The organism is Arthrobacter sp. TmtSoilC77, from assembly GCF_059739415.1.
On record NZ_AP046050.1, the window covers coordinates 2934336 to 2960796 of the forward strand.

Consider the following 26461-nt stretch of genomic DNA (forward strand, 5'->3'; position numbering starts at 1 on the left):
GGAAAGCCTTGCGGCAGGGATGCCGCGCCCCTACACTCCTGCCAAGGGTTACTTGGCGGATTCGCTCCGGTGATCCGGCTTTGACCTGAAGGTCCCTCGGGTTAAGGCTGGATACGGTCCAGATATTCGGAAACGATCAGCCAAGTGCAGAACCCGTATTCCATAACTGAAGATCTTGGTTTGACCCTGGCTGGGGAGCGGCAAGCAGGGACCGTGCGCTAGACGCGGACCCATATTCGCAATTGGCGTACCACTCCAGGAGTTCTGATGACCGGTCCTTCAGCTACCCGACCACAGCAAGTCCTCAAAGGCTTCCTCTTGCCTTTGGTGATTGCCATGGTTGCAGCTTTGCTGCCTCTAACTGCACCGGCGGCCGTCGCAGCGGGCCCTTGCGACCCCGGGATGAATCCTGTGGTGTGTGAAAACTCCAAACCCGGAAGTCCCCCATCGGAGTGGGACATTGCCGGGGCGGGCGACGCCGGGATACAGGGATTTTCCACGGAGATCAGTGTCAACGCCGGGCAGCCAATCAAGTTCAAGATCGATACGAACGCCGCCAACTACACCATTGCCATCTATCGCACAGGTTGGTACGGGGGTGATGGAGCCCGGAAGATCGCCAACGTGACGCCGTCGGTACTGCGGCAGAACCAGCCCCAGTGCATCAGTGACCTGACTACCGAACTCTATGACTGTGGCAACTGGGCTGTTTCAGCGACCTGGCAGGTTCCCTCGACGGCTGTCTCGGGCATTTACATTGCTCTCCTGACGCGGCCTGACAACGGAGACCAGAGCCACATCACGTTCATTGTCCGAAACGATGGCAACCATTCCGACGTCGTCTTCCAGACCTCCGACACAACATGGCAGGCGTACAACGGTTACGGCGGCTCCAACTTCTACCAGGGCGCGGCCAACGGCAGGGCGTACAAACTCAGTTACAACCGTCCCATGGACACCCGTGGCGGGATTGGCGGACGGGACTTCTACTTCGCCAACGAGTATCCGATGGTTCGCTTCCTGGAACAGAATGGCTACGACGTCAGCTACATAAGTGGCTTGGATACGGACCGCAGCGGCGCCCAGTTGCTTAATCACAAGGTCTTCCTGTCGGTGGGCCATGATGAATACTGGTCCGGCCCGCAACGCGCTGCCGTCACCGCAGCCAGGGACGCGGGCGTAAACCTGCAGTTCCTCTCCGGCAATGAGATGTACTGGCACACGCGTTTCGAGGCGTCCACGGTTGATGGGGGCGCCGGCCGCACTTTGACCTGCTACAAGGAGACGTGGGCCAACACCAAGAGCGACCCCAGTACCCAGTGGACCGGCACGTGGCGTGACCCGCGGTTTGCTTCGCAAAGCGCTGGCGCGGGCTTACCGGAGAACGGGCTTACCGGAACTCTATACATGTCCAACTACACTGACCTGCCCGTGACCGTCTCGGCCGAGGAAGGGAAGACGAGGCTGTGGCGTAATACATCCCTGACGTCGCTGCCGGCAGGTTCCTCGGCGGCTTTGGCCCCCCACACCATCGGATATGAGTCCAACGAGGACCTGGACAATGGCTTCCGGCCAGCGGGCCTCATCCAGCTGTCCACCACGGTTGGGAACGTTGACCAGTACCTGCAGGACTTCGGCAATACCGTTAAGCCGGGCCGCACCACACATCATCTGACTCTCTACCGTGCCCCCAGCGGTGCCTTGGTGTTCTCTGCCGGCAGCGTCCAGTGGACCTGGGGCCTGGACCAGGAACACGACGGCGATGGCGCAGCGGCCGATCCCCGGATGCGGCAGGCCCAAGCGAACCTGCTGGCAGACATGGGTGCCCAACCCGCCACACGGGCAGCGGGCATCGTCGCCGCAACGGCCAGCACGGATCGAACCGGGCCAACCGTCTCCATTGCCGCACCCGCCAACGCTGCCTCCATTGCCCACGGAACAAGCGTTACCGTTTCCGGTACTGCCTCAGACAGCGGCGGCGTCGTGGCCGGCGTCGAGGTGTCAACGGACGGTGGCACTACGTGGCACCCGGCCCAAGGCAAGCAGAACTGGACCTACACCTACATCCAGAAAGGCCTCTCAGCGGCCACTGTCCAGGTCCGGGCCATCGATGACAGCGCCAACATTGGTGCCGCTTCCACCCGGAACCTCACCATTACCGGCCCCTACAGCGTCTTCGGCCAGACTGTCCCTGCCATCCAGGACTCAGGCGACGCCGGGGCCTATGAACTGGGACTGCGGTTCTCGCCAACTGTGGATGGTTTCGTCACGGGCGTGAGGTTCTACAAGAGCCAGGCCAATACAGGCACGCACATCGGCTCGCTCTGGAGCGGCTCAGGCGAGCGCCTGGCCACGGCCACTTTCAGCAACGAAACAACGTCCGGTTGGCAGCAGGTCCTCTTCAGCCAGGCCGTCCCTGTGGCAGCCGGGCAAACTTACACGGTTTCTTACTGGGCCCCGAACGGCCACTATGCCAGCAAGGAATACCAATGGGCCTACAGTGGCTGGACGGATGCGCCGTTGACAGTTGCCGGCGGCTTCGGTGCCCAGCCTGCGGGCGTCTACAGCGGTTCGGGATTCCCGATCGCCAGCCACAACGGCGGCCACTACTTCGTTGACGCCCTTTTCAGCACGGTTGACACCACGCCGATGACGGTTTCCGGACAAACGCCTTACCCGTCCTCCTCCAGCGTTTCCGTCAATACCAAAGTCAGTGCCGTGTTCTCCAAACCGGTTACTGCATCCAGCGTCCAGCTGACGTTGAAGTCCTCCTCCGGCACCGTGGCGGGCACCACGGCTTACGACTCCGCCACGCGTAGGGCGACGTTCACGCCGTCATCTGCCTTGGCCTTCAGCACGACGTACACGGCAACCCTGACAGGGACCGATTCGATCGGCGGATCAGTAACTGCCGGTGGAACCTGGTCCTTCACAACGGCGGCAACCTTGCCGGTCGCCGGGGATTGCCCGTGCAGTCTCTTCGATGACAGCGTTACACCCGGCATTGCCGAGATCCGGGACGGAGTTCCACTAACTCTTGGCGTGCGTTTCTCCAGCATCAGGGCCGGCGAAGTCACGGGCGTCAGGTTCTACAAGTCGGCCGGCAACACCGGCACCCACAACGGGGCGCTGTACACCGCGTCCGGACAACAGCTGGCGACAGTCACTTTCGCCAATGAGAGTGCTTCCGGATGGCAAACAGCGATCTTCGGCCAGCCTGTCCAGATCGCTGCCAACACGGACTATATTGTGTCCTACACGTCCCTGACGGGCACGTACTCCGCAACCACCAACGGCTTCGGTTCAGGCATGAGTGTTGGACCTTTGCGCACAGACTCGGATGCTGGTGCCTACACGTACAGCGGAGGCTTCCCGGCTTCCCGTTCAACCGCCAGCTACCTGGTTGACGTCGTGGCCATGATTCCACCGCCTGCCTTCACGGCAAGCGCACAGTCGCCTTTGCCTGGCGCGTCCAGTGTCCCGCTGGACAGCAAGGTCAGCGCCGTACTGTCCGAAGCAGCCACACCGTCAAGCGTCACGCTCGGAGTGAAAACCGCCAGTGGCGCCGCCGTAGCTGGAACAACAAGCTATGACCAAACAACGCGCCAGGTGACATTCACCCCTGCCTCGCCTCTCGCCACTGGTACGTCATACACGGCCACTCTGGCTGCGACATCGTCTGCCTCCGGGCAGCAATTGACCGGAGGCACCTGGACCTTCACCACAGTTCCAGCTCCGCGCATACCGGGCTCGTGCCCCTGCACCCTGTACCAGGACAGCGTCACGCCGACGACTGCCGAGGTTGACGATGGTGCACCGCTGACGCTGGGCGTCCGCTTCTCCAGTGACACAACAGGACAGGTCACGGGCATCCGCTTCTACAAGTCCGCTGGAAACACCGGGACGCATACGGGTTCGCTCTACTCCGGTGCCGGACAGCTCCTTGCATCGGTCACGTTTACCAACGAGTCGAGCATGGGTTGGCAGACGGCAACCTTCAGCCAACCAGTCAATATTGCCGCTGACACTGAATATGTGGTGGCCTACAAGTCGCCGACCGGCAAGTACTCCTACACGGCCAACGGCTTCGGTGAAGGTCTCACCAGTGGACCCCTGCGAACCACTTCAGACGCAGGAGCGTTCTCTTACAGTAGCGATTTCCCGAACGTGCCTTCCACAGCAAGTTATCTGGTGGACCTGGTGCTCACGGTGCCCGAACCCCCACTGACGGTCACGGCCCAGGTGCCGGCACCTGGCGCTACGGGCATCCCCACCGACGTCAAACCCTCGATAACGCTGTCCTCGGCTATCCGGTCCGGAGCGTCGATGGCATTGACTGCCAATGGCGCATCCGTAGCGGGCACCACCGCGTTGTCCGCAGACAGCCGGACGGTGACGTTTACGCCGACCACGGCCCTGCCCAGCAGCGCGTCGGTATCCGTCAGCGTGACGAACGTGGTTTCGCAACAGGGTCAAACCCTGCCGCCGACCAGCTGGCAGTTCACTACAGCCAGCCCCACCGTGCAACAGTCCACCATCTTTGGGTCGCTGCTACCGCAAGTGGCCTCGGCCTCGGAAACGAAAGCGGTGGAACTGGGGACCGCATTCACCGTTTCCCAGGCAGGCAACGTGACAGGCATTCGTTTCTATAAAGGCACCGGGAATACCGGGACCCATGTTGGGTCGCTGTGGAACGCGTCCGGCACCCGCCTGGCACAAGTGACCTTCGTCAACGAGACGGCTACTGGATGGCAAACAGCCACACTGTCCACACCAGTTGCGCTGGTGGCCGGTCAGAGATACGTGGTGTCCTACCGGGCACCCAATGGCAGATACTCCTACACCACCGGCTTCTTCAACCAAACGTGGACCAGTGGCGTCTTCACGGCTTCCGGACCGGACAACGGCCTGTACCGCTATGGTGCCTCTGGAGCAATGCCAAGCAGTTCCTGGAATGCCACGAACTACTTTGTGGACGTGGTCTACTCCACCACTACGACCCCTCCGGCCTGAGCCCAGGCGAGCGGCCTCCTTGGAATCTGCTGAGGATCTGCTGATGCGCTAAGCCCGCCCCGATCTGCCGGCGTCCGGCCCCCTTGAACTCCAGGGCCGGACGTCGGCATTTAAGCATCAACCCAGCGCAGCCCTTCAGCGGGCTACGTCTTTATCGAACTACGCTGGGTTTATCGAACTACGCTGGGTTTATCGAACTACGCTGGGTTTATCGAACTACGCTGGGTTTATCGAACTACGCTGGGCGACCACGCATGGGGGATAAACAGGCTGGGCTGTGACGCCGGATCCGTCCCCAGCTTCCAGATATTGCTGTCACCTGGGATATTTTCGTCGGCCAATCCGTAAAGCAGGTTTTGGTTGTCCAACCATTCGATTTGGTCATCCACGCTTCGCTTCTCCGAAAGAACAGTTTCCCGTCCCGTAGCCAAGTCAAGCAGTGCGACTTTCCAGTGCGCAGTCAACGGCCCGGCGTCGTTCTTCTTGTAGGCAATCCGTGTGCCATCCGGTGAGATGGACGGGCACTCGACGTTATCGTGGACCGCAGTCAGGGTCTTGGCCGACAAACTGCCACGAACAAGCCAGATACGCCCGGAGGAAGCCGCAGTGGCGTAGAAGACGTCGCTTTGCCCAGGTGCAAAGGTAACCCCCCAAATGTTTCTGTCCGTGGCCTGCAAGCGCTCGCCGTTGACTATCAGTGCGAAGTCCTCCAGGTTCCCCGAACCACCTGAACCACCCGCAGTGAAGTTGATTTCAGTAGCGGTGGAGAACCCTGCAGTCGCATATGAATGGCCTGTGACGAAGACAGTGGTTGCAATCATGGAGCCGTCCGCACTGATCCGCGTGCGGCTCGGTATCCCCGGCACAGGCCATGCCCGTTGCTGTTGCCAGTCACGATCCAGGACGGCGGCTTCGAAGGCGGTTACGAGGCCACGGTTCGTTTTGAGGCAAATTACCGTGGACACGGTTCCGTAGACCCTGTCGCAGGCCTGTTCGCTCACCGCGCGCGTTCCGTCAGGCGAGGACAACGCTACGGTAGCGGCATTACCGTACCCCTGTCCGCCTGCCGTGTTCCGAAAAAGGACGAACGGAACATCCGGCAACGGCTGGCCTGCAGTGACCCCTACGGACGGCGCGGCAGTGCGGCTCTGCTCAAACCGCTGGTAGGCGCCAACCGCATAAATACCCGCCGCAGCGAGCACCACCGCCGTTACCGCAAGGAGGATGGCCCACCGCAGCCTCCCGCCAGTGAAGGTAGTGCTCATTCGCTGCCCAGCTTTGGCCTTGCCCCAGGAAGGATGAAGACGACCGCCACCACGGCGCATGCCAACAACGCTCCGGCCGCAACCATGGCTGTGGAGGCTCCTACTGCGTACCAGAGAACGCCAAAACCGGCCGAGGCTGTCATCCTGCTCAGCGCAACCATTGTCTGTGCAGAGGCGATGCCTGTAGCCAGCTTCCCCGATGGAGTCAACTGGCTGGCCAGTGCCGCCAGCACACCGTCAGTGGCTGCGTAGAACCCGCCAAGAAGGATCAGGCAGCCCACGGTGCTCCATATTCCACCGAAAGGCGCCGCCGCCAGGAAGTAGCAGGCAAGCAGCGCGACGTGGCCTCCCACGAAGACCGGTACCCTGCCCACCCGGTCGGCCAGCCGCCCCAGCGGAATCGCAAACGCCAGGAACACAATGTTGGTGCCGACGAAAAGCAACGGAAACCACTGCACTGCAAAGGAATCCCGATCCTGCAAAACAAGGTAGATGAAACCATCACCAATGGTCAGCAACCCAAGGAGACCCGCAGAAATCAATAGCTTGCCCAGGCCCGGCTCCCGCAAGTGGCTCCACGAGAACGCGAAGAGCCGGGGGCCTTTCTTCCGGGAGCCGGCTGTTTGTTCGGCACCGCTGTTCGCTTCAATCCCTTTTAGCCCATCCGCCCGAAGGTCCGGCACCACCAGACCGAGAACTGCTACGCCGATGACCGCAAAGGCCAACGACACCACAAAAACGGTGCTGAACCCATTGGGGATCAACAGCAACACGAGGAAGGCAATCATTGGCCCTGCGGCCGCTCCAATGTTGTCCAACATCCTGTGCACGCCAAAGGAACGGGCCAAGTGTTCCGGTTGCGCTGAAACAGTGATCAGCGCATCACGTGGAGCCGTGCGAATGCCTTTGCCGATCCTGTCCCCGGTCACAATGGCTGCAATGGCCCAGAACCCTCCTGCAAACAGGAAACCTATCCTGGCGAGCATGGACAACCCATAGCCGGCCAATGCGATCCGTTTCGGGTGTCCGCTGCGGTCCGATGCCCAACCCGCCGCGATCCTGACAATTGCACTCGCGCCTTGGTTAATGCCGTCAATGAATCCGAAAGCGATGGTTGACAGGCCCAGAAATCCTGTCACATACAGCGGGAGGATTGCCGTCACGGACTCGGACGACACGTCCGTCACCATGCTGACAAGGCCTAGCCACAGGATGACCGGAGACAAACGAAACGGCACCTCGCTGGATAGTGCCGTCGTGGCTCCGCGGGGCTTTTCCCGTTTGCCACCGCTGCGATCCGAAAGTGAGATGTACATGCGTGCCCCTAGTCCGCCGTCGTGTGCAGGCTGCCCAAAAGCTGGAAGCGTGAAACGCCGGTTCCGGTCACCGAAACCGACACCGTCACTGTGTCCGTGCCACGCACGAACCTCGCGGCGACGGCTCCATCCGGCGCGGGCGCATCCTCGGACCAGAAGCCTTGAGGGACCAAGGATTGGCGGAAGGCGGCCAGAACGTCTTCTTGCGGGGTGCCCACGATTCCGTCGGCAGTCAACTGCAGGACGTTGCCGGAGGTTGAGATGCTGGTGGAGCCCACTGTGGTCCCGGCCGGCATGGCCACAACGCTGCTCGGCCAGCCCTCCACCAGTGAGCCCTTCGCTGTGCCGGGTTTCGGGAGCGGGCCAGTGATAAGTGGGGCCGGTGCAGACGGCTCCGGCAGCCCGGTGGGTGTGGATGTGACCGGGGGCAGGACCTCGAGTGGCTTGGCTGTTGTTCCGCCGTCGCCTCCACCGTCCGCCGGGCCACTTGCGGAACTGCCCGACGTCGGACTGCCCGAGGGAGGTGCACTGGCGCTGCCGGAAGCCGAGCCGTTCGAGGGGTTCGCACCAGAGCTCGAGGATGCCGGGCTTTGGGCCGTAACAGGTCCGGGTTTCGAAGCCATCTGGTCCAGCACGAGAGCTACGGCGGCAATCAGCACTGCGAGGCAGATGCCCGCAATCACCAGTCGCCGCGCCATCATGGTTTGCCCGGACTTGCCGCGCCGCCAAGGAGCTCATGGGCCTTGGCCTCCAGCCCGTCGTCGACGAAATCGTAAATGAAGGATGCCAGCCAGATCACCACTGTCGCCGCGATCCAGCCGAAGATGCCGTTGATGGTGAACCCATTGGAAAAGATGCTTGTCACCACAAGGATGGCGAAAGTGGCCAGCAGCCCGGCCAGCACCGTCAGGACCTTGGTGACCAGCCACGTACGCCGCTCGGCCCGCTGGACGTGACGGTGATGGAAAAAGGCCAGGATCAACGGCTTGACCAAAAGCGTGGCCGCCGTGAACACCACGACGGCCCAAAGAAACCCGGCTCCCAAACGGACCCCGGGAAGAACTGACGCCACCCACAATGTGATGGCGTTGAAAACCAGTGCGATGGCGATCCGAACCGCCAAGCTTTTCATGGGGACAGTCTGCCATTGCGATCCGGATTCCGGAACAGTTTTGGCCCTACCAACGCCCGTTTCGTGGTCGTGGCTGGCAAACCGGACACGTGTAGGAAGAGCGGTTCATGAATTGCTCACGTTTGATGATGCTGTGCAGGCCTGCTGCTTCGCAACGGCTGCACAACTCACCCGCACGTCCGTAGGCATTGAGCGATCGGGCGAAGTATCCCGAATCGCCATTGACATTCACGTACAAAGAATCAAAACTCGTGCCTCCGGCCGCCAGTGCCGCGTTCATGACGTCTTCCACAGCCTGCACAAGCCGGGCAGCATCGCTTCGGCGCAACGTGTCGGTAGGCCGGGCGTAATGGAGGCGCGCGCGCCAGAGGGCCTCATCCGCGTAGATGTTGCCAATCCCGGAAATGACCGACTGGTCCAGCAAGGCCCGCTTCAGGCCTGTCTTTCGGCTTTTGACTTTCCGGTAGAACGCCTCGAAGGAAAAGTAAGGGTCCAGCGGGTCCCGGGCAATGTGGGAGGCTTCATCAGCGATCTCAGGCAACGGCGTTTCGCCCAAGCCTCCAGGGCCGCCGTCGGGAGTTGGCACCAGAGACGTCACGAACAGGCCACCGAAAATGCGCTGGTCCACAAATCGCAGTTGCTCCGGCATGCCCTCCACCGGGCTAAGGGAGATTCTGACTTTGAGATGCTTCTCGTCAGGGACATGGGGGTCCTGCATGAGCAATTGTCCGCTCATCCCCAGATGAGCCATGAGCGCTACCTTGGGCAGGGTGCTGCCAACGGAACCCAGGCTGTCCATGGCGAGCGGCATCCAAAGAAACTTACCGCGGCGGACGACGTCCATCACCGTGGCATGCTCAAGATTGCCGATGAAATCGTCTGTGCCAAGGGCATGCCGGCGGATGGAGCGGGAGTCAAGGACGTCAACCCCGGTGATCGTCCGGCCCCGGACCCAGCGGGCCAGGCCACGGCGAACCACTTCTACTTCGGGAAGTTCAGGCATTGGGTCTGTGGACTCGGCTTCAGGCGGAAGCGGGTCCGGCAGGAGCTTGGTCCAGGGCAGTCAGGGCACGCCAGGCATCGGCGGCAGCCTCCTGCTCGGCTTCCTTCTTTGAATGGCCGGCGCCGCGGCCATAAGGAGTCCCACCAATGTTCAGGACGGCCTCGAACGTACGCGCATGATCCGGGCCCGAGCCTTCCACCGCATAGTGGATTGCTCCGAGTTGGCGGCTGGCGGTCAGTTCCTGGATGCTCGTCTTCCAGTCGGTACCCGCTCCAAGGGCGCCGGCGTCCTTCAGGAGCGGGCCCACAAGGCGCATCACCAGCTGGCGTGCCGTTTCGATGTCGTTGGAGAGGTACGTCGCACCAATGAGCGCTTCCATCGTATCCGCGAGGATCGAGGCCTTGTTCTTGCCGTCGGTGAGCTTCTCGCCCTGCCCGAGGTAAATGAACTCGCCCACGCCAAGCTCGCGACCGATTCCAGCGAGGGCACGCGTGCTCACTACGGCGGATCGCCGCTTTGCGAGCTCGCCTTCAGGCAGCGCGGGGTTCTCGCGGTAGAGCGAATCGGTCACGGAGAACCCCAGAATGGAGTCGCCGAGGAACTCGAGACGCTCATTGGTGGGAATCCCACCGTTCTCATACGCGTATGAGCGATGTGTCAGAGCAAGACGAAGCGTCTCGGTGTCAATGGAGACACCGAGACGCTTCAGAAGCTCTTCAGTTGAAGACATCCTTTGTCAGCCTATGGGGCAGATTAGGCGTCTGCTACCTTGCGGCCCTTGTATTCAAGGAACAGCGCGGTGCCGGCAGAGTCAGTGACGACCTTTGCCTGGTGCGGCAGGCTGTAAGTAACCTGACCGTTTTCGATGGTCTTGACCAAGTTGGGGGCAGTTGCCTTCCACTGGGCACGGCGGGCGCGTGTGTTTGCGCGAGACATTTTCCGCTTGGGAACAGCCACGGCTATCTCATTTCTCTCTTAGTCCAACACTTACTAATCAGTTTGCCGGTCAGTCTTAGCCAGATCAGCTAGGGCAGCCCAGCGAGGGTCAATGACCTCGTGGTGGTGCCCCGGCTCGTCTTCCAGGCGTGCTCCACATTCGGAGCAAAGGCCCTGGCAGTCTTCCCGGCACACCGGCTGGAACGGCAGCATAGTGACAACTGCGTCCCGCAACACCGGCTCAAGATCGATCAGATCGTGCTCGACTCGACGTTGCTCTTCATCGTCTTCTTCGTCAGAAAGCTCGACGCCTTCATAGAAGAAAAGTTCTTGCACATTGACTTCAAGGTCATACGCAAGGGGATCCAGGCATCGACCGCATTCGCCGGTTACTTCGACGATTACGGATCCTGATACCAGAATTCCTTCGTGTACGGCCTCAAGGCGGAGATCCAACTCGACATCCGAGCCTTCCTTCACGCCAATGAGCGCCACACCAAGGTCACTTGGCGCAGGTACATGTTCGTTGAGTGTCCGCATGGTTCCTGGACTGCGTCCAAGGTCCTTGACTACCAGCGCCAAGGGCGAACTTGCATCTCGCTTAATGAGAACTCCTGTAGAACATATGACCGACGTACCATCTTAGCCTGATCAAGCCTGAGGACTCAAACCGGTGCCGGGCGCGCAAAGAACGCCACGGTTTCAGCTGGGATCCACCGCAAGAAGCTGCGAGGTACCTATCAAGACTACCCCCTTGCGGGAGGGTTACGTTCCAGACTCGCCAGCGAGGAGCCGCTTCAACACAGATTTCGGTACGAAATCCGAAATGTCACCGCCCAATACGTTGACCTCTTTGATCAAGGTGGACGAAAGGTGGACATAGTGCGCTTCTGCCGGCAGGAAGACGGTTTCGACGCCGGTCAGCTGACGGTTCATGGTGGCCATCGGCAATTCGTAGTCAAAGTCCGAGGACGAGCGCAGGCCTTTCACGATTGCCGAAACACCCCGATGGCGGCAGTACTCGGCCAACAGCCCCTCCCCCATCGGCTCAACGATAATGCCTCGCAAGGATGCCAGCGTCTCGCGGGCCATCTCCATCCGGTCTTCGAGGCTGAAGCGGTACTTCTTGGCGTAATTGGTGGACACGGCCACGATGACTTCGTCAAACAGGCCCGCTGCCCGCGCGATGACTTCGAGATGTCCGTTGTGGATAGGGTCAAAGGATCCAGGGCATACCGCACGTCTCATGACACGAACCTACCCCATAGCTTCGCCGGGATACCATGGCTGACATGTCATCAGCAGGCAGGACTTTACCGCTCCATACACCGGGCCAGGCCTCCGCGCCGTGGCAGCGGGCCGCCACCGGCGCCAACCTGCTTTCGCCTGACGGAAACCTCGGAGTGACCATCTTCGAGGAGATGACCACCTTGGCAATATCCTCCGGCGCCATCAACCTCGGACAGGGCTTCCCCGACGAGGACGGGCCCACGGAGATCAAAGCCGCAGCGCAGGCAGCCATCGCCGCAGGAGCCAACCAATACGCACCCGGCAAGGGCACCACGGAGTTGCGCGAAGCTGTCGCGGAACACCAACTCCGGTTCTATGGACTCACTCCAGACCCGCAAACGGAAATCATCATCACTACCGGCGCCACCGAAGCCATAGCGGCGTCGCTTTTGGCTTTCGTCCAGCCCGGTGACGAAGTCCTCACCTTCGAACCGTTCTATGACTCCTATGGAGCCATCATCGGATTGGCGGGGGCACAACATGTCACCGCTCCCCTGGCGGCCCCGGATTTCCTTCCGGACCCCGCCAGGCTGGAAGAGGCCTTCAGCAGCCGGACCAGGGTGGTGCTCCTGAACAACCCGCACAATCCCACCGGCGCCGTTTTCCCCCAGGAGGTCCTGGAAAAGGTGGTTGAGCTGGCCATCAAGTACGACGCCATCATTGTCAGCGACGAAGTCTACGAGCACCTCACCTTCGGCGTAACACATATTCCAGTCGCTTCCTTGCCTGGGGCTGCGGAACGGACCCTCACAATCTCCTCTGCAGGAAAGACCTTCTCCTTCACCGGGTGGAAAATCGGCTGGCTTAGCGGCCCCCAGGACCTGGTTGCCGCCGTCCGCACCGTCAAACAGTTCCTGACATACAGCTCGGGCACGCCGTTCCAAAGCGCCATCGCGGTGGGACTTGCCCTTCCCGACACGTTCTACACCGGGATAGCCGAAACGCTTCGCCACAAACGCGACATCCTCTCTGAGGGCCTTCGCGCTGCAGGATTCAACGTCTTCACGCCACGCGGTACGTACTTCGTCAACGTCGACACAGAACCACTGGGCATCAAGGACTCCGTGGACCTGGCACGCCGGTTGCCAGGCCTGGTAGGTGTCGCCGCGATCCCGGTTCCTGTTTTTTGCCACCCTGAAGGAGCGCAGCGAACCCGCAGCCTGTTGCGTTTCGCCTTCTGCAAGAAAACCAGCGTCCTGGAAGAAGCGGCCGAACGATTGTCCGCACTTAAGGACCTGCTCTGAATCGCAACGACTCCGGCCGCCATCACGCCACGCGTTTCCTGCGGACCACAGGGCAGCACGCCACTGTTGATGCCGATACGCTCATTGAAGGCAGTTACATCCTCAGCATCGGTGGTGCTGAACAATCCCACGTGAACGTGGCCAACCCCGCGGAGATCTTCTACGAATATCTTCGCCGGATCGCTCATGTGGTGGATCTGGCCGCAGAGCCTGGAGAGCCACTCTCCGTGCTCCACCTCGGCGCCGGCGCCCTGACTTTGGCCCGATACATCCAGGCAACGCGTCCAGGTTCAGACCAGTATGCGGTGGAACTCGAACGCGAATTGCTGGACTTCGTCCTGCAAAAGCTGCCCATGCCGGCGGGCACGCGGCTGTACACCCATATAGGCGACGCACGCGAGGCGCTGGCCGAACTTCCCGCCAACGTGGAGTTCGACGTCGTCATCCTTGATATCTTCTCCGGGCCGGAAGCACCAGCCCACATCGCGTGCAGGGAGTTCTACGAAGAGGCCGCTGCCCGCTTGCGGCCAGACGGCGTACTGATCGTGAACGTCGGCGACGAACCGGCGCTAACCCTGGTGCGAAGCCAGGTAAAAGCCCTCCGGCAAGCCATGGCGGACGTTATCGCATTTGCCGAGACGGGAATGTTCGCGGGGCGCTACCCCGGCAACATCATCCTTGTGGGCACCCGAACGCCATGGCCGGCAGCGTGGACCAGCGCGCTACTCTCGCGCGGCCCACACCCGGCAACAGTCCTCCATGGCGTGGACCTGGACAGAATTTCAGGCTAGGAGGGTTCAGCGAACCACAGCTTGGTCTCGCCGTACTTCTTGTCAGCGAAACATTCCAGCGCTTCAGGCCAGTCCGGTTCGGCACTCCTGGACGACCTCTCCACCACCACGACCGCCCCTTCATCCAAGTGGGGCGACAGCTTGGCCAGCACGGCACTCAACGCTGGTTCGTCCAGCGGATATGGCGGATCCAGGAACACCAGGTCCCACACATCGCGTGCTGTGGCGCGCTCCAGGAAAGACTCCACCTTGGACCGATGGACTGAAACTTTCTTGCCGCCCAGGATTTGGTTGACCAAATCCGCGTTGCGTTGGCAGGCATCACTGGCCTTGGCATCGAATTCCACCAGGTCCACGCTGCGGGCGCCCCGGCTGGCGCTTTCCACACCCAGGGCTCCGGAACCGGCATAGAGATCCAACACCCGGGAATCATCGATGACAGCCAAAGACTCGAGCCGGGAAAACAGTGCTTCCTTAACACGGTCCGTAGTGGGCCGCGTTGCGGTCCCGGGCACGCTCGTAAGCGGATTCCCACCAGCAACTCCGGCAATGATCCGGCTCACAGCGCCTCTCCATTGCCGGTGCCCGACCGTTTAGCACTGCGCGTACCCGGGGATTCTCTAACCGCGTTCAAGGAACGCCTCCTTTTCAGGGTTCAAGTATTCATCAATGGTCGCGGCCAGGACCGGCTGGTGACGCAGGGCCGGGTCCTGGCCAACAAGGGCCTGTGCGTCCGAGCGTGCACGGGCAATCAAGTCTTCGTGCTCCAGGACACGCAGCAGCTTAAGCGTGGACCGCCCACCTGATTGTGAGGCGCCAAGGATATCGCCCTCACGGCGGAGTTTCAGGTCCTCCTGGGAGAGCTCGAACCCGTCGGTGGTGGACGCCACGGCATCCAGTCTTCGACGGCTCGGGTGCCCCGGCTCCAAAGTAGTGACCAGCAGGCACGTCCCCGGCAGACCGCCACGGCCAACCCGGCCGCGAAGCTGGTGGAGTTGGGAAATACCAAAACGATCGGCGTCCAGGATGACCATCAGGGTGGCATTGTGAACATCGACACCCACCTCGATAACCGTGGTGGAGACCAGCACTTTGGTCTGGTTTGCTGCGAACGAAGCCATGGTTTCGGTTTTTAGCAGCGGGTCCTGACGACCATGGAGGGGCGCCACGGGCACCCCGGCCAAAGACGGCTCCTGCACCAGGCTTTCGACGACGGCTGTCACCGAAGCGAGCTCGCGGGCCGGACCTTCGTCCGAGAGTTCGGCGTCGCTTGGTTCCGCTTCCCCCGGGCTGAAGTCCCCGTCGTCGTCCGAGCCGATCTTGGGACATACAACGTAGACCTGATGACCGGCGTCGACTTCTTCCCGTGACCGTTTCCAGATTCGATCCGCCCAGCCCGGGTTCTCGGCAAGCCCCACAACATGGGTGGAAATAGGCGCCCGCCCAGCGGGAAGTTCATCGAGGATGGAGGTTTCAAGATCGCCGAACACGGTCATCGCCACTGTGCGGGGAATAGGCGTGGCAGTCATAACCAGCAGATGCGGCGGACGTTGGGCCTTGGCACGCAATGCGTCACGTTGCTCCACGCCGAAGCGGTGCTGCTCGTCCACCACGATCAAGCCGAGGTCCTGAAAACTGGTTTTGTCGCTCAACAGAGCGTGGGTTCCGATCACGATGCCTGCGTTTCCTGAAGCGGCATCGAGCATGGCCTGTTTTCGCGCCGCCGTTGGCATGGACCCGGTCAGCAGGGTCACCTGGACACCAGCCCGCCCGGCCTCATCACCGATGCCGGCTCCGAGCATCCCGGTACCGCCAAAAAGGTGATCGCGGGCCAGCGGCCCCAGGGTCCTGCGGATGGACTCGAAATGCTGCGCAGCCAAAACTTCCGTGGGCGCCAGGAGCGCCGCCTGCCCTCCCGCGTCAACCACCTGCAGCATCGCCCGCAGCGCCACAATAGTCTTGCCCGAGCCGACCTCACCCTGCAGGAGTCGATTCATGGGGGTGTCCTGGCCAAGTTCTTCTGAAAGCGTCTTTCCCACCGCTGTCTGGCCGGCAGTGAGCGTGAAGGGCAGGTTCCGGTCGAACTCTTCCAGCAGGCCGCCGCTGACTGGACGCCGGGCAGTGGCTTCCTCTGCAGCAAGCTGGGCACGTCGTCGCGCCAAAGCCGCCTGCAGCACCAGCGCCTCCTGGTAGCGGAACCGTTCCTGCGCCCGCTGCCAGTCTCTGGCAGTCTCAGGCGAATGGATCAGGCGATAAGCATCAGCCACGCTCAGCAGTCCGTCCCTGCTGACAATGGACTCCGGGAGGGGATCCGCCAAGGCATCGAGGTCAAGGGTTTGCAGCAACGCCGTAATCACCTTGTGAATGGACCAGCTTGTCAGCTTTGCCGTTGCGGGATAGACAGGGATAGGCATCGCTGCCAACTTTTCAGGGTCAATGGAGCCGTCAGCATCCGGATCCTCATCCAGCAACAGGAAGTCCGGGTTGGTCAGCCCCAAGGCGCCCCCATACCGGGTCACCTTGCCGGAAAACATTGCACGGCGGCCCGGAAGGAGTTCCGCCTTGGCCCGGAACCCATTGAAAAAACTGACTTTCAAGGTGCCAGGAACGTGGCTTCCACCGGCTTCATCAGTCACCACGACGTCCGTAATGGAACCTCTTCGGGCACGCATCTGACGTGTGCTGTTGGACAGGACCCGCGCAATCAGCGTGACTTCCTCGTCCAGGGGAAGATTACTGATGGGAGTAAGTTCGCCCCTGCTCAAGTACCTGCGCGGAAAGTAGTTAAGCAGCGCGCCGGTCGTCTTGAGGCCAAGGTGCTTGTCAATGACGGACGCCGAGCGCTTGCCGATCCTGCGTTCCAGGGGCAGTTCCAGCTCAGTATTCATGCCGTGACTGGCCCGGGATGCTGTTGGGTTCTGCAGTTTGTGTTGCTTCAAAATCCCGGGACCCGTCTTCAAAATCCCGGGACCCGTCTTCAAAATCCCGGGGCAGGGCAAGCTGGCTGACGGCAATTTCCGTTGGCTCCCCCAGAGACCTGATGAGCGCCACGGCTGGCGCGGGATCAGGTACGTGGACATGCACACGCCAACGATAACTGGCCTCAGCGGTGGATTCGTCGTCGTCTGGATGACCCGTAGTGCCAACCTGGCTCATGATGACGGAATCACCCATCTCATCCAGGCGTTGGCGCAGCACGGCCGCGTCCAAGGGCGAAAGGCTGATGGTACACATGACTTCCACGCCGTCGTCGGCCGGCATCTGCTGGTGGATGTGCGGATCCTGCAGCTGGTAGCCGTGGAGGCCATCGAGGAGCTCATCCTGCAGTTCTTCGCCGAGCACTGCGGAGCGGAGACAGTCCAGCACCAGCAACATACCTACACCGCCGGCGTCCACCACGTGCGCCGCCTGCAGGGGTGGGAGTTCGTCCTCTGTGCGTACAACGGCCTGGAAGGCGGCTTCCACCACTGCATCCAAGGCAACGCCCAGCGCGTGGTTGCTGTCATCGCCGTTCTGGGAAGAATCCGCCGCCTGGGCTGCATGGGCCGCTGCTTCAAGGACGGACAGCATGGTTCCGGACACTGGTTCGCTCAAGGCCGACCAAGCCCGGATCTGGGCCCTGTTAAGGGCTGTGGCCAGCAGCGGCGCACTCAGGCGCGCTTTTCCGGAAAGCGGCTCCGCCGCAGCGCACAGGAAAACAGCAAAAAGGGTGCCGGAGTTACCCCTTGCCTGTTCCATGGCGGCCTGACCAGCGCGTGACAGCACAGCACCGACGTCGTTGCCGGTCTCTACAGCGTCCGAAGCGGTGCCGGCCACCGCGGCCACAGCTGCGCGCGCCGTCAGGTAAAGGTTGGTCCCGGTATCGCCGTCTGCGACGGGAAAGATGTTGATCGCGTTCAGGCGGTCGCTATGGTTGCCCAGGACCACCTCTGTCTTGCCGAGCCAACGTTTCATGGCGTGCGCATTCGCGGCGATCTTAGTCTGCAAAATGATCCCATCCCACGGTGTCAGCAGCTTGTCCGGCAATCCGGACGCCGGTGCCTTGAGACTGGGCAACGGCCTGAACTGAGCCTATCGCAGTAAAGCCCTCCGGCAGCTGAATTCCGGCTGGGAAGGTAGCCAGCAGCCCGTGGTCCTCTCCCCCGCCCAGCACCCATGGCATGGCATCCACGCCCAGCAAGGCGGCAGCTGGTTCCAGTGGAACTGCATGGGCCTTCAACGCAACAGCGTCAAAGTCCAGGATGACGTTGCTTGCCGCGGCGAGCCGGCCGCCGTCGCGCAGCAGACCATCTGAAATGTCCATCATTGCTGTTACGCCCGAACGTGCGGCAAGCGGCCCGGCAGCCAACGGCGGCAAGGGCCGGCATTGGCTATCCAACAGGGCACGCTGCCCAGCCGAGAGGTCTGTTAGGGTGACATCGCTTTCCAACAGCGCCAGACCTGCGGCAGCACGCCCAAGGGTACCTGCCACTGCCACGACATCTCCCGGCTTTGCCCCGGAACGCAATACGGGATCCTCTCCAGCCAAAGTACCGACGACGGCGACAGTCACCGCAATCTCCCGGCCACGGCCGAGGTCTCCTCCTGCGACGGAGCAATCAGGAACTCCCAGCCCGATGATTCCAGCGGTGAGGCCGTCTGCGAAGTCCTTCACCCATTGAACTGGTGTGGCCGGCGGCATGGTCAGGCTCACCACCAGCGAGGTGGCCGTTCCGCCCATGGCGTTGATATCGCTAAGGTTCTGTGCCGCGGACTTCCATCCGACGTCGTATCCTGTGGTTCGATAGCCGTTGTTCCACTCCAGCCTGAAGTCCTGGTCCTGGGTCTGGGTATCGATGGAAATCAGTGTGCGGCCGTCTGTGGCGGCAACCAGGGCGGCGTCGTCGCCGGGACCCAGCAGGACGCTGGGGCTGCTGTTGAGTCGGGGGAAGATCAGGGCAAGGAGCTCGGACTCCGACAGATCTGCGACTGTTGGACATTCTTCGGATGGCTGAACTTCGGATGGCTGTTTTGGGGGCACGGCTCTACGCTATCGCGGGACACCGACAAAATATCGCCGGAGCCTGCGCCGGGCGCACCATCGGCAATGTGACCCTCGTAACGGGTGCACCAACCTCACGCCAGGCGGCTGCGTGGGCGGGATAGGCTTGAATGATGCACCGAAAGACCCTTCCGCGGACTGCCGTGGCCTTCAGCTTGGCCGCAGCGTCCGTGCTCGCAGTTTCAGCCTGCGCCCCCACTGTGGACGTCACGGCGGCAACCGACGCCGCCAATCCGGCCTGCGCCCCGATGATGGTGGCGCTCCCGGACAAGATCGGCGATGCCGCACTCCGCAAGACCAACAGCCAGGCCACTGCTGCGTGGGGCGATCCCTCCCAGATCATCCTGCGCTGCGGTGTCAACGTCCCTGGACCAACCACTGACCGTTGCGTCAGCGTAAATGACATCGACTGGGTGATCAAAGAAGGCGATGGCGTCTATACCCTGACCACCTTTGGACGCGAACCGGCAACGGAAATCCTCGTCGATCCGGTCAAATTGGAAGCCGCCAACATCAGCTCGGCCACAGTCCTCACCGAACTCGCAGCCGCTGCCGGGAAGATCAAAGCAACGCGCCATTGCGTGGGCCAGGAAGACCTGCAGAACCTCCCGACCGCCAAATAGCGGGGGCTCAACCGGCTAAAGGGCAGCTGGCGCCGGTCCTGCCTACCGACACCAGCCGCTGCCGGCTTGGGTTAACGCAGGCCCGTTTTGCGGGTCAGGGCCAGATGGATGAGTTCATCGATCAGCTCCGGATAAGGCAAACCTGAAGCCGCCCACATCTGCGGGTACATGCTCTTCGGAGTGAAGCCGGGCATGGTGTTGATTTCGTTAATAATGAGCTCACCCGCGGGCGTGTAGAAGAAGTCCACCCGGCTCAGTCCTTCCGCGCCCACGGCATCGAAGGCGGCAGCGGCCAATTCCCGGACGCGCGCAATGGCCTCGTCCGGCATATCGGCCGGGCAACTCAACGCGGCAGCACCATCTTCGACATATTTGGCAGCGAAGTCATAGAACTGGTGTTCGCCGGGAGCCACCGCAATTTCGCCGGGCATGGAGGTACGGGGCGCATCGGTACCCCTGCCCTGCAGCACAGCGCACTCGATTTCACGCCCCGCAATGCCGGCTTCAATGACCAATTTCAGGTCGTGGCGGCGGGCTTCCTCGATGGCAGCGTCCAAGCCCTCCAAAGAATCCACCTTGGAAATTCCCATGGAGGAGCCGGCACGGGCAGGCTTGACGAAGACCGGGAAACCGAGCTTGTCCACGCGCTTGCGGACAGCCTCGGCGTCCGTGAGCCACTCGCGGTCCGTGACGGCGATATAAGGCCCCACCGTCAGTCCAGCGGCTTCGAAAACTACTTTCATGAAGTGCTTGTCCATGCCTACTGCCGAGGCAAGCACGCCGGCACCAACGTAACGTGTGTCGGATAGCTCCAGGAGGCCCTGGACGGTTCCATCCTCGCCCCAAGGGCCATGGAGCAAAGGAAAGACGACGTCCACGGAGCCGAGTTCCTCGGGTATGGCATTTGGCGCGGTCACGATGAGCTGGTGCTCGCCGCCCACCTCTGCCAAGGTGACGGTCCGGTCCGACGGCGATACCTCAGGAAGAGCGGACGAGCTCAGGGACCACTGGCTGGTGTCCCCCGATGCAAGGACCCACTGTCCGGACTTGGCAATACCAATGGGCACGACGTCGTACTTGCTCTTATCAATGGCACCCATGACGCCTGCCGCCGTCACGCAACTAACAGCGTGTTCGCTGGAACGTCCGCCGAAAAGGACCGCCACACGGGGTCGACGGCCGGTCACGGGGGTGGATTCTTCAGTCACAATCAGTAGTCGCCTTCGGACTTCAGGGCCCGGGCCAGCAATCGCGGCCCCAGGTCATCAACGGACATTTTGCCTTCAAGCACCGCCACAACGGCGGCCGTAATGGGCATTTCGACATTCAGTTTGCCAGCCAATTCATACACTGCAGGGCCGGACTTAATACCTTCAGCGGTTTGCGTCATCTGTTCAGCCACCTGCTCGAGGCTCAGCCCCTCGCCCAGTAGCCTTCCAGCTGTGTGATTCCTGGAGAGGGCAGAGGAGCACGTTGCAACGAGGTCGCCGAGCCCCGCGAGACCCGCCATGGTGTGGGCCTCTCCACCCAGCGCCAAGGCAAGCCGGGACGTCTCAGCGAGGCCTCGCGTGATGACTGACGCTTTGGTGTTGTCACCCATTTGGCGTCCCTCGCAAATACCTACAGCAAGGGCAATCACATTCTTGACGATCCCGCCGATCTCCACGCCCACAACATCGGTGCTGGTATAAGGACGGAAGTACGGTGCGGTGCAGCAGAGCGCGATTGCGGCGGCGGTATTGGCGTCACTGCAGGCAACTACAGACGCAGTGGGTTGTTCCCTGGCAATCTCCATGGCGAGGTTGGGTCCGGAGACCACCACCACACGTGATTCCGGGATGCCTAGCTCCTGGGCGATGACCTCGCTCATGCGTGCGTCAGTCCCCAGCTCGAGGCCCTTCATCAGCGATACGACAATTGCGTCCGGGGCGAGCAGGCGCTTCCATTCCCCCAACTGGGGCCGCAGCGATTGGGCCGGCACGGCAAGGACCACGAGACCGGCATCCTGCAGGACCTCTGCAACATCCGTGGATGCGGTGACTGCGTGGGGAAGTTCGATGTCCTTCAAGTACTGCTCATTGCGGTGATCAGCATTGATCTGATCAACCACCCCTGCGCGCCGCCCCCAAATCCGGATCCTCCGCTCCACCCCGGTAGTGGCAGCAGCATCCGCGAGGATCTTGGCGAACGTAGTTCCCCACGAACCTGCGCCAAGTACAGCTACGGTATCCGGAGCAGGGACACGGCTTTCAATAACCGTCATTTGCTGCCCTCCTGTTCCGGATTCTCAAGAGATGCATCGTTGCCAGCGGGTTCTGCAGCCTTTTCAGGCGCTGCGCCGCGTGCAGTATTTGAACCACGCTCCACGAACCGGCCATGTTTGGCCTGCTTATGAACGGCCGGATCCCAGCGTTCGGCGGGCGGCTCCTCACCCCGCAGGGTTGCCAGGAGCTCGGTTACCGCCTCCATGATGACGTCTGTAGCTTCGGACAGCGTGGCCCGGTCCATGGGCCGGTCCGCGAAAGCGCTCAGGTCCACGGGCTCACCTACGAGAACCCTGACGGTCTTTCGAGGGAAGACGTGGAAACGCTTGGCATATCGGGGGAAAACCTCATGGGCGCCCCAGTGGGCCATCGGAACAACCGGTGCACCTGTCTGCAATGCCAGGCGGGCAGCGCCAGTGTGGCCCTTCATCGGCCACAGGTCAGGGTCCCGGGTCAGGGTTCCCTCGGGGTAGATAATGATGGCACCTCCGGCGTCCACCACCTCTTTGGCGATTTGCAGCGAGCGGTTGGCACCCGCCGTCGAGCGTTCAACCGGAATCTGGTTCGTCGCCCGCAGCAAGGCTCCCAGCACAGGTGCTTTGAAGAGGCCTGCCTTCGCGAGGAAATGCGGAGGACGCTTCTGGTTGTAGAGCATGTGCCCGATCACGACGGGATCAATTTCGGTGCAGTGGTTCGGTGCTGCGATGAAGCCGCCCGCGGGGAGCTTCCCGGTGCCCTCCCACTTCTTGCCCATCAGGAGGTTCATCAACGGACGCGCAATGCCCGCCAGGAGCATGAACGTAGCCCGGCTCTTGGCCGATTCCTTCAAAGGGTCCCCCGCTACTTGGTGGTGATGATGTCGAAATCGGCGCCCAGGCCAGCGAGCTTCTCCGTAAAGCGCTCGTATCCACGGTTGATGATATCGATGCCTGTGACCCTGGAGGTGCCGGTCGCGGCCAAAGCTGCAATGAGGTGGCTGAAGCCGCCACGAAGATCGGGGATGTCAATCTCGGTCCCCCGCAGCGGCGTAGGACCGGAGATCACTGCGGAATGCAGGAAGTTCCTCTGGCCGAAGCGGCAGGGAACACTGCCAAGGCACTCACGGTGGACCTGGATGTTTGCACCCATCCGGGCCAGGGCATCGGTGAAGCCGAAACGGTTCTCATAGACCGTCTCATGCACAATCGACACGCCCTCCGCCTGGGTCAAAGCCACCACCAGGGGCTGCTGCCAGTCAGTCATGAAGCCTGGGTGCACATCCGTCTCCAGGACCAGCGGGGAAAGCTTGCCTCCGGGGTGGTAAAAACGGATGCCGTCATCACCAATGTCCATGCCGCCCCCCACCTTGCGGTAGGTGTTTAGGAAGGTCATCATGTCCCGCTGTGAAGCACCTTCAACAAAAATGTCGCCACGCGTAACCAACGCGGCCGAGGCCCAGGACGCAGTCTCGTTCCGGTCCGGAAGCGCCCGGTGGTTGTAGCCACCAAGGTCCTTGACACCCTCGATGCGGATGGTCCGGTCAGTCTGGACACTGATGATGGCGCCCATTTTCTGCAGCACGGCGATGAGATCTATGATCTCCGGTTCGGTCGCAGCCCCGCTGAGTTCCGTGATTCCTTCCGCGCGCGTAGCGCTCAGCAACACCTGCTCGGTTGCGCCCACTGATGGATAGGGAAGGGAGATCTTGGCGCCGTGCAGTCCGTTGGGTGCGGAGATGTGGATGCCGCCCGGGCGCTTTTCCACAACGGCGCCAAACTGGCGCAGGACGTTCAGATGGTAGTCGATAGGACGGTCGCCAATCTTGCAGCCGCCAAGGTCCGGAATGAAAGCCTCTCCGATCGCATGGATCAGGGGGCCGCACAGCAGGATCGGGATGCGTGAATCGCCGGCATGCGCGTCAATGGCGGTGCTGGATGCCGTTTTGGCATCCTTCGGATTCAGTGTCAGATCACCCGTATCGGGGTCCTTGACCACAGTCACCCCGTGGAGCTTCAGCAGGCTGGTAACAACCTCCACGTCCTTGATTTCCGGCACGTTCCGAAGCACTGATGGTTCGCTGCCCAGCAACGCCGCCACCATGGCCTTGGGCACAAGGTTCTTGGCACCGCGAACGGTCACCCGCCCTGTCAACGGGACGCCACCGCGGATTGTCAGAACACTACTCATCTATACCGGTTTCCTCACGACTACTCGCCCCCCATACTTACAAAGGCTCCAGCTAAGCATAGAAGCTCGGGTTACCTAACCGAAATGGAGCTGCCCCGTGCCGGGCAGATCCTGTATCCACCAATCCTCCGAAAAAAAGACCGGTGAGCCCACCCTGGGGGCCCACCGGTCCTCGTTCCGCAGCATTCAGCCGCCGGGGAATTCGTCAGCTTTTCGCCGGAAGTGTCTTCGGCTTGAACGAGGGCCTTGTGGCCTCGTAGGCGGTGATGTCTTCTTCGTGCTGGAGGGTGAGGCCGATGTCGTCGAGCCCTTCCAGGAGCCGCCACCGCGTGTAGTCGTCGATCTCGAACGGAGCCACGACGTTGCCGCATTCCACCGTCTTGGAGACCAGGTCCACCTTGACCTCAGTGCCGGGAGCGTTCTCCAGGATCTTCCAGATGAGTTCGATGTCATCCTGTGCCACCTGGGCTGCCAGCAGTCCCTGCTTGCCTGAGTTGCCGCGGAAAATATCGGCGAACCGTGAGGACAGCACAGTTTTGAAGCCGTAGTCCTTCAATGCCCAGACAGCGTGCTCACGTGAGGAACCCGTCCCAAAGTCCGGGCCGGCCACCAGCACGGAGCCGGCCTTGAACGGGGCCTGGTTGAGGATGAACGACTCGTCCTTGCGCCAGGCGGCGAAGAGGGCGTCTTCGAAGCCGGTGCGCGTGATGCGCTTGAGGTAGACCGCCGGAATGATTTGGTCGGTATCCACATTGCTCTGGCGCAGCGGAACACCGATGCCGGTGTGGGTGGTGAATGCTTCCATGGGATCCTCCTAGACTGCGGTTCCGGTCAATGTGCCTGCAGAAGCCGGCTCAAGGTCCGACGGCGAGCTCAGCGTTCCGCGGACGGCTGTCGCGGCAGCCACCACGGGAGAGACAAGGTGCGTACGGCCGCCCTTGCCCTGGCGGCCCTCAAAGTTGCGGTTGGACGTCGAGGCGCAGCGCTCCCCCGGCTCCAGTTGGTCCGGGTTCATACCCAGGCACATCGAGCAACCGGCGAAGCGCCACTCGGCACCGAAATCCTTGAAGACTTTATCCAGGCCCTCGGCTTCGGCTTCGAGCCGGACACGGGCCGAACCCGGCACCACGAGCATCCGGATATCCGGGTCCTTCTCACGGCCGCGGATGATGTCGGCGGCAGCACGAAGGTCCTCGATGCGGGAATTGGTGCAGGAGCCCAGGAAGACGGTATCCACGCGGATGTCTTTCATGGGGGTGCCCGCCTCAAGGCCCATGTACTGCAGCGCGCGCTCGGCGGCAGCCTTGGCGTTCTCGTCGCCGAAGTCCTCCGGGGACGGAACCTTGGCTGACAGCGAAACGCCCTGGCCGGGGTTGGTGCCCCAGGTGACGAACGGCTCGAGGGTGTTCGCATCGAGGTCCACTTCGACGTCGAACGTCGCGTCGGCGTCAGTGTGCAGCGTGTTCCAGTACTCGACGGCGGCGTCCCAGTCGGCGCCTTCTGGCGCATGCGGACGGCCCTGCATGTAGTCGTAGGTGATCTGGTCCGGAGCCACCATTCCGGCACGCGCGCCGGCTTCGATGGACATGTTGCAGATGGTCATCCGGGCATCCATCGACAGGGCCCGGATGGCAGAGCCGCGGTATTCCAGGACGTAGCCCTGGCCTCCGCCGGTACCGATCTTGGCGATGACGGCCAGGATGATGTCCTTGGCGGTAACTCCCGGGCGCAGCGTCCCCTCGACGTTGATAGCCATGGTCTTGAACGGCTTCAAGGACAGCGTCTGGGTTGCCATGACGTGTTCGACTTCAGAGGTTCCGATGCCCATGGCAAGTGCACCGAAGGCGCCGTGCGTGGAGGTGTGCGAGTCGCCACACACCACGGTCATGCCCGGCTGGGTCAGGCCCAGCTGCGGACCCACGACGTGCACGATGCCCTGCTCCTTATCGCCGAGCGAGTGCAGGCGGACGCCGAATTCCTTGCAGTTGGCGCGCAGCGTTTCAATCTGCGTGCGGCTGGTGAGGTCCGCGATGGGCTTGTCGATGTCCAGTGTGGGAGTGTTGTGGTCCTCCGTGGCAATGGTGAGGTCGGTGCGTCGCAGCTCGCGGCCGGCAAGGCGCAACCCCTCGAAAGCCTGCGGTGACGTCACCTCGTGGACCAGGTGCAAGTCAATGAAAAGAAGGTCGGGCTGGGCATTGGCTCCTTCGCCTTCACCCTTGCGCACTACGTGCGCGTCCCAGACTTTCTCGGCCAGTGTCTTTCCCACGGCCTTGCTCCCTTCACTGAAGTTGGATGTTCTTCATCCACTGAACTGTTCTTCGAACCACTGAACTCTTCCAACCACTGAAGCAGCACGGTTGCAAAATAGGCCAGTGAA

Annotated in this window: 23 protein-coding genes; 4 read left to right on the forward strand and 19 right to left on the reverse strand. The window is 61.8% G+C overall.

The features are described from left to right. The first annotated feature begins 267 nt into the window (after positions 1 to 267). A complete protein-coding gene (locus AC6I99_RS13530; RefSeq protein WP_497961100.1) occupies positions 268 to 5013 on the forward strand; it encodes a DUF4082 domain-containing protein in 4746 nt (1581 codons plus the stop codon). A 227-nt stretch (positions 5014 to 5240) separates the two neighbouring features. Here AC6I99_RS13530 and AC6I99_RS13535 read toward each other — a convergent pair whose 3' ends face one another. The 9 genes from AC6I99_RS13535 to coaD all read right to left on the reverse strand — a co-directional run bounded on the left by AC6I99_RS13535 (position 5241) and on the right by coaD (position 11913). Further along, positions 5241 to 6278, reverse strand: a complete 1038-nt coding sequence (locus AC6I99_RS13535) for a TolB family protein (RefSeq protein ID WP_497961101.1) — start codon at positions 6276 to 6278, stop codon at positions 5241 to 5243. Next, positions 6275 to 7594, reverse strand: a complete 1320-nt coding sequence (locus tag AC6I99_RS13540) for an MFS transporter (RefSeq protein ID WP_497961102.1) — start codon at positions 7592 to 7594, stop codon at positions 6275 to 6277. The genes AC6I99_RS13535 and AC6I99_RS13540 overlap by 4 nt, the downstream gene beginning before the upstream one ends. Positions 7595 to 7602: 8 nt before the next feature. After that, the gene (locus AC6I99_RS13545) at positions 7603 to 8295 is read right to left on the reverse strand and encodes a hypothetical protein (protein WP_497961103.1); all 693 of its coding nucleotides are present in this window, start codon (positions 8293 to 8295) and stop codon (positions 7603 to 7605) included. Further along, positions 8292 to 8726: a hypothetical protein gene (locus AC6I99_RS13550; RefSeq protein WP_224090809.1), complete on the reverse strand. Its 435-nt coding sequence runs from the start codon at positions 8724 to 8726 to the stop codon at positions 8292 to 8294. The genes AC6I99_RS13545 and AC6I99_RS13550 overlap by 4 nt, the downstream gene beginning before the upstream one ends. 46 nt (positions 8727 to 8772) lie before the next feature. Then, the gene (gene mutM / locus AC6I99_RS13555; RefSeq protein WP_497961104.1) at positions 8773 to 9729 is read right to left on the reverse strand and encodes a bifunctional DNA-formamidopyrimidine glycosylase/DNA-(apurinic or apyrimidinic site) lyase; all 957 of its coding nucleotides are present in this window, start codon (positions 9727 to 9729) and stop codon (positions 8773 to 8775) included. Positions 9730 to 9748: 19 nt separating this feature from the next. Further along, the gene (rnc, locus tag AC6I99_RS13560; RefSeq protein ID WP_216923862.1) at positions 9749 to 10459 is read right to left on the reverse strand and encodes a ribonuclease III; all 711 of its coding nucleotides are present in this window, start codon (positions 10457 to 10459) and stop codon (positions 9749 to 9751) included. 23 nt (positions 10460 to 10482) lie between these two features. Continuing rightward, on the reverse strand, positions 10483 to 10686 hold the full coding sequence (gene rpmF / locus AC6I99_RS13565; protein WP_011775139.1) for a 50S ribosomal protein L32: 204 nt from the start codon (positions 10684 to 10686) through the stop codon (positions 10483 to 10485). A 33-nt stretch (positions 10687 to 10719) separates the two neighbouring features. Next, positions 10720 to 11247 carry a YceD family protein gene (locus AC6I99_RS13570; RefSeq protein ID WP_224090813.1) on the reverse strand — a complete coding sequence of 176 codons (528 nt, stop codon included), beginning with the start codon at positions 11245 to 11247 and terminating at the stop codon, positions 10720 to 10722. Positions 11248 to 11430: 183 nt separating this feature from the next. Then, on the reverse strand, positions 11431 to 11913 hold the full coding sequence (coaD, locus tag AC6I99_RS13575) for a pantetheine-phosphate adenylyltransferase (protein WP_223933289.1): 483 nt from the start codon (positions 11911 to 11913) through the stop codon (positions 11431 to 11433). Between the two features lie 35 nt (positions 11914 to 11948). Between coaD and AC6I99_RS13580 the strand changes: the two genes are divergently transcribed. Both AC6I99_RS13580 and AC6I99_RS13585 read left to right on the forward strand, forming a co-directional pair. Next, positions 11949 to 13199, forward strand: a complete 1251-nt coding sequence (locus tag AC6I99_RS13580; RefSeq protein WP_497961105.1) for an aminotransferase class I/II-fold pyridoxal phosphate-dependent enzyme — start codon at positions 11949 to 11951, stop codon at positions 13197 to 13199. Further along, complete coding sequence (locus tag AC6I99_RS13585) at positions 13196 to 13990, forward strand: spermidine synthase (protein WP_497947046.1); 795 nt, start codon at positions 13196 to 13198, stop codon at positions 13988 to 13990. Before AC6I99_RS13580 ends, AC6I99_RS13585 begins: the two co-directional genes overlap by 4 nt. Here the strand turns inward: AC6I99_RS13585 and rsmD are convergent. From rsmD to thiL, 4 genes are read right to left on the reverse strand one after another with little or no spacing between them, the layout of a single operon-like run. Beyond that, positions 13987 to 14553, reverse strand: coding sequence for a 16S rRNA (guanine(966)-N(2))-methyltransferase RsmD (gene rsmD, locus AC6I99_RS13590; RefSeq protein WP_224164595.1), 567 nt, complete (start codon positions 14551 to 14553; stop codon positions 13987 to 13989). The genes AC6I99_RS13585 and rsmD overlap by 4 nt on opposite strands. A gap of 57 nt (positions 14554 to 14610) precedes the next feature. Then, on the reverse strand, positions 14611 to 16878 hold the full coding sequence (locus AC6I99_RS13595; protein WP_497961106.1) for an ATP-dependent DNA helicase RecG: 2268 nt from the start codon (positions 16876 to 16878) through the stop codon (positions 14611 to 14613). After that, positions 16868 to 17944, reverse strand: a complete 1077-nt coding sequence (locus AC6I99_RS13600) for a DAK2 domain-containing protein (RefSeq protein ID WP_497961107.1) — start codon at positions 17942 to 17944, stop codon at positions 16868 to 16870. The genes AC6I99_RS13595 and AC6I99_RS13600 overlap by 11 nt, the downstream gene beginning before the upstream one ends. A gap of 22 nt (positions 17945 to 17966) precedes the next feature. Further along, entirely contained in the window at positions 17967 to 19010 is a 1044-nt protein-coding gene (thiL, locus tag AC6I99_RS13605) for a thiamine-phosphate kinase (RefSeq protein ID WP_224090821.1), read from the reverse strand. A 134-nt stretch (positions 19011 to 19144) separates the two neighbouring features. Here thiL and AC6I99_RS13610 point away from each other — a divergent pair, with 134 nt between their 5' ends. After that, positions 19145 to 19654, forward strand: a complete 510-nt coding sequence (locus AC6I99_RS13610) for a DUF3515 domain-containing protein (RefSeq protein WP_216923870.1) — start codon at positions 19145 to 19147, stop codon at positions 19652 to 19654. Positions 19655 to 19725: 71 nt separating this feature from the next. Here the strand turns inward: AC6I99_RS13610 and AC6I99_RS13615 are convergent, their stop codons facing one another. The 6 genes from AC6I99_RS13615 to leuC all read right to left on the reverse strand — a co-directional run bounded on the left by AC6I99_RS13615 (position 19726) and on the right by leuC (position 26350). After that, positions 19726 to 20865, reverse strand: coding sequence for a D-alanine--D-alanine ligase family protein (locus AC6I99_RS13615; protein ID WP_224091052.1), 1140 nt, complete (start codon positions 20863 to 20865; stop codon positions 19726 to 19728). Next, the gene (locus AC6I99_RS13620) at positions 20865 to 21917 is read right to left on the reverse strand and encodes an NAD(P)H-dependent glycerol-3-phosphate dehydrogenase (RefSeq protein ID WP_497961108.1); all 1053 of its coding nucleotides are present in this window, start codon (positions 21915 to 21917) and stop codon (positions 20865 to 20867) included. Before AC6I99_RS13620 ends, AC6I99_RS13615 begins: the two co-directional genes overlap by 1 nt. After that, positions 21914 to 22747 carry a lysophospholipid acyltransferase family protein gene (locus AC6I99_RS13625; RefSeq protein ID WP_224090823.1) on the reverse strand — a complete coding sequence of 278 codons (834 nt, stop codon included), beginning with the start codon at positions 22745 to 22747 and terminating at the stop codon, positions 21914 to 21916. The genes AC6I99_RS13620 and AC6I99_RS13625 overlap by 4 nt, the downstream gene beginning before the upstream one ends. Positions 22748 to 22758: 11 nt before the next feature. Beyond that, positions 22759 to 24084, reverse strand: a complete 1326-nt coding sequence (gene murA, locus AC6I99_RS13630; protein WP_224090824.1) for a UDP-N-acetylglucosamine 1-carboxyvinyltransferase — start codon at positions 24082 to 24084, stop codon at positions 22759 to 22761. Positions 24085 to 24289: 205 nt separating this feature from the next. Continuing rightward, the gene (gene leuD, locus AC6I99_RS13635; RefSeq protein WP_224164601.1) at positions 24290 to 24889 is read right to left on the reverse strand and encodes a 3-isopropylmalate dehydratase small subunit; all 600 of its coding nucleotides are present in this window, start codon (positions 24887 to 24889) and stop codon (positions 24290 to 24292) included. A gap of 9 nt (positions 24890 to 24898) precedes the next feature. Then, positions 24899 to 26350, reverse strand: a complete 1452-nt coding sequence (leuC, locus tag AC6I99_RS13640) for a 3-isopropylmalate dehydratase large subunit (protein WP_497961109.1) — start codon at positions 26348 to 26350, stop codon at positions 24899 to 24901. Between the last annotated feature and the right edge of the window lie 111 nt (positions 26351 to 26461).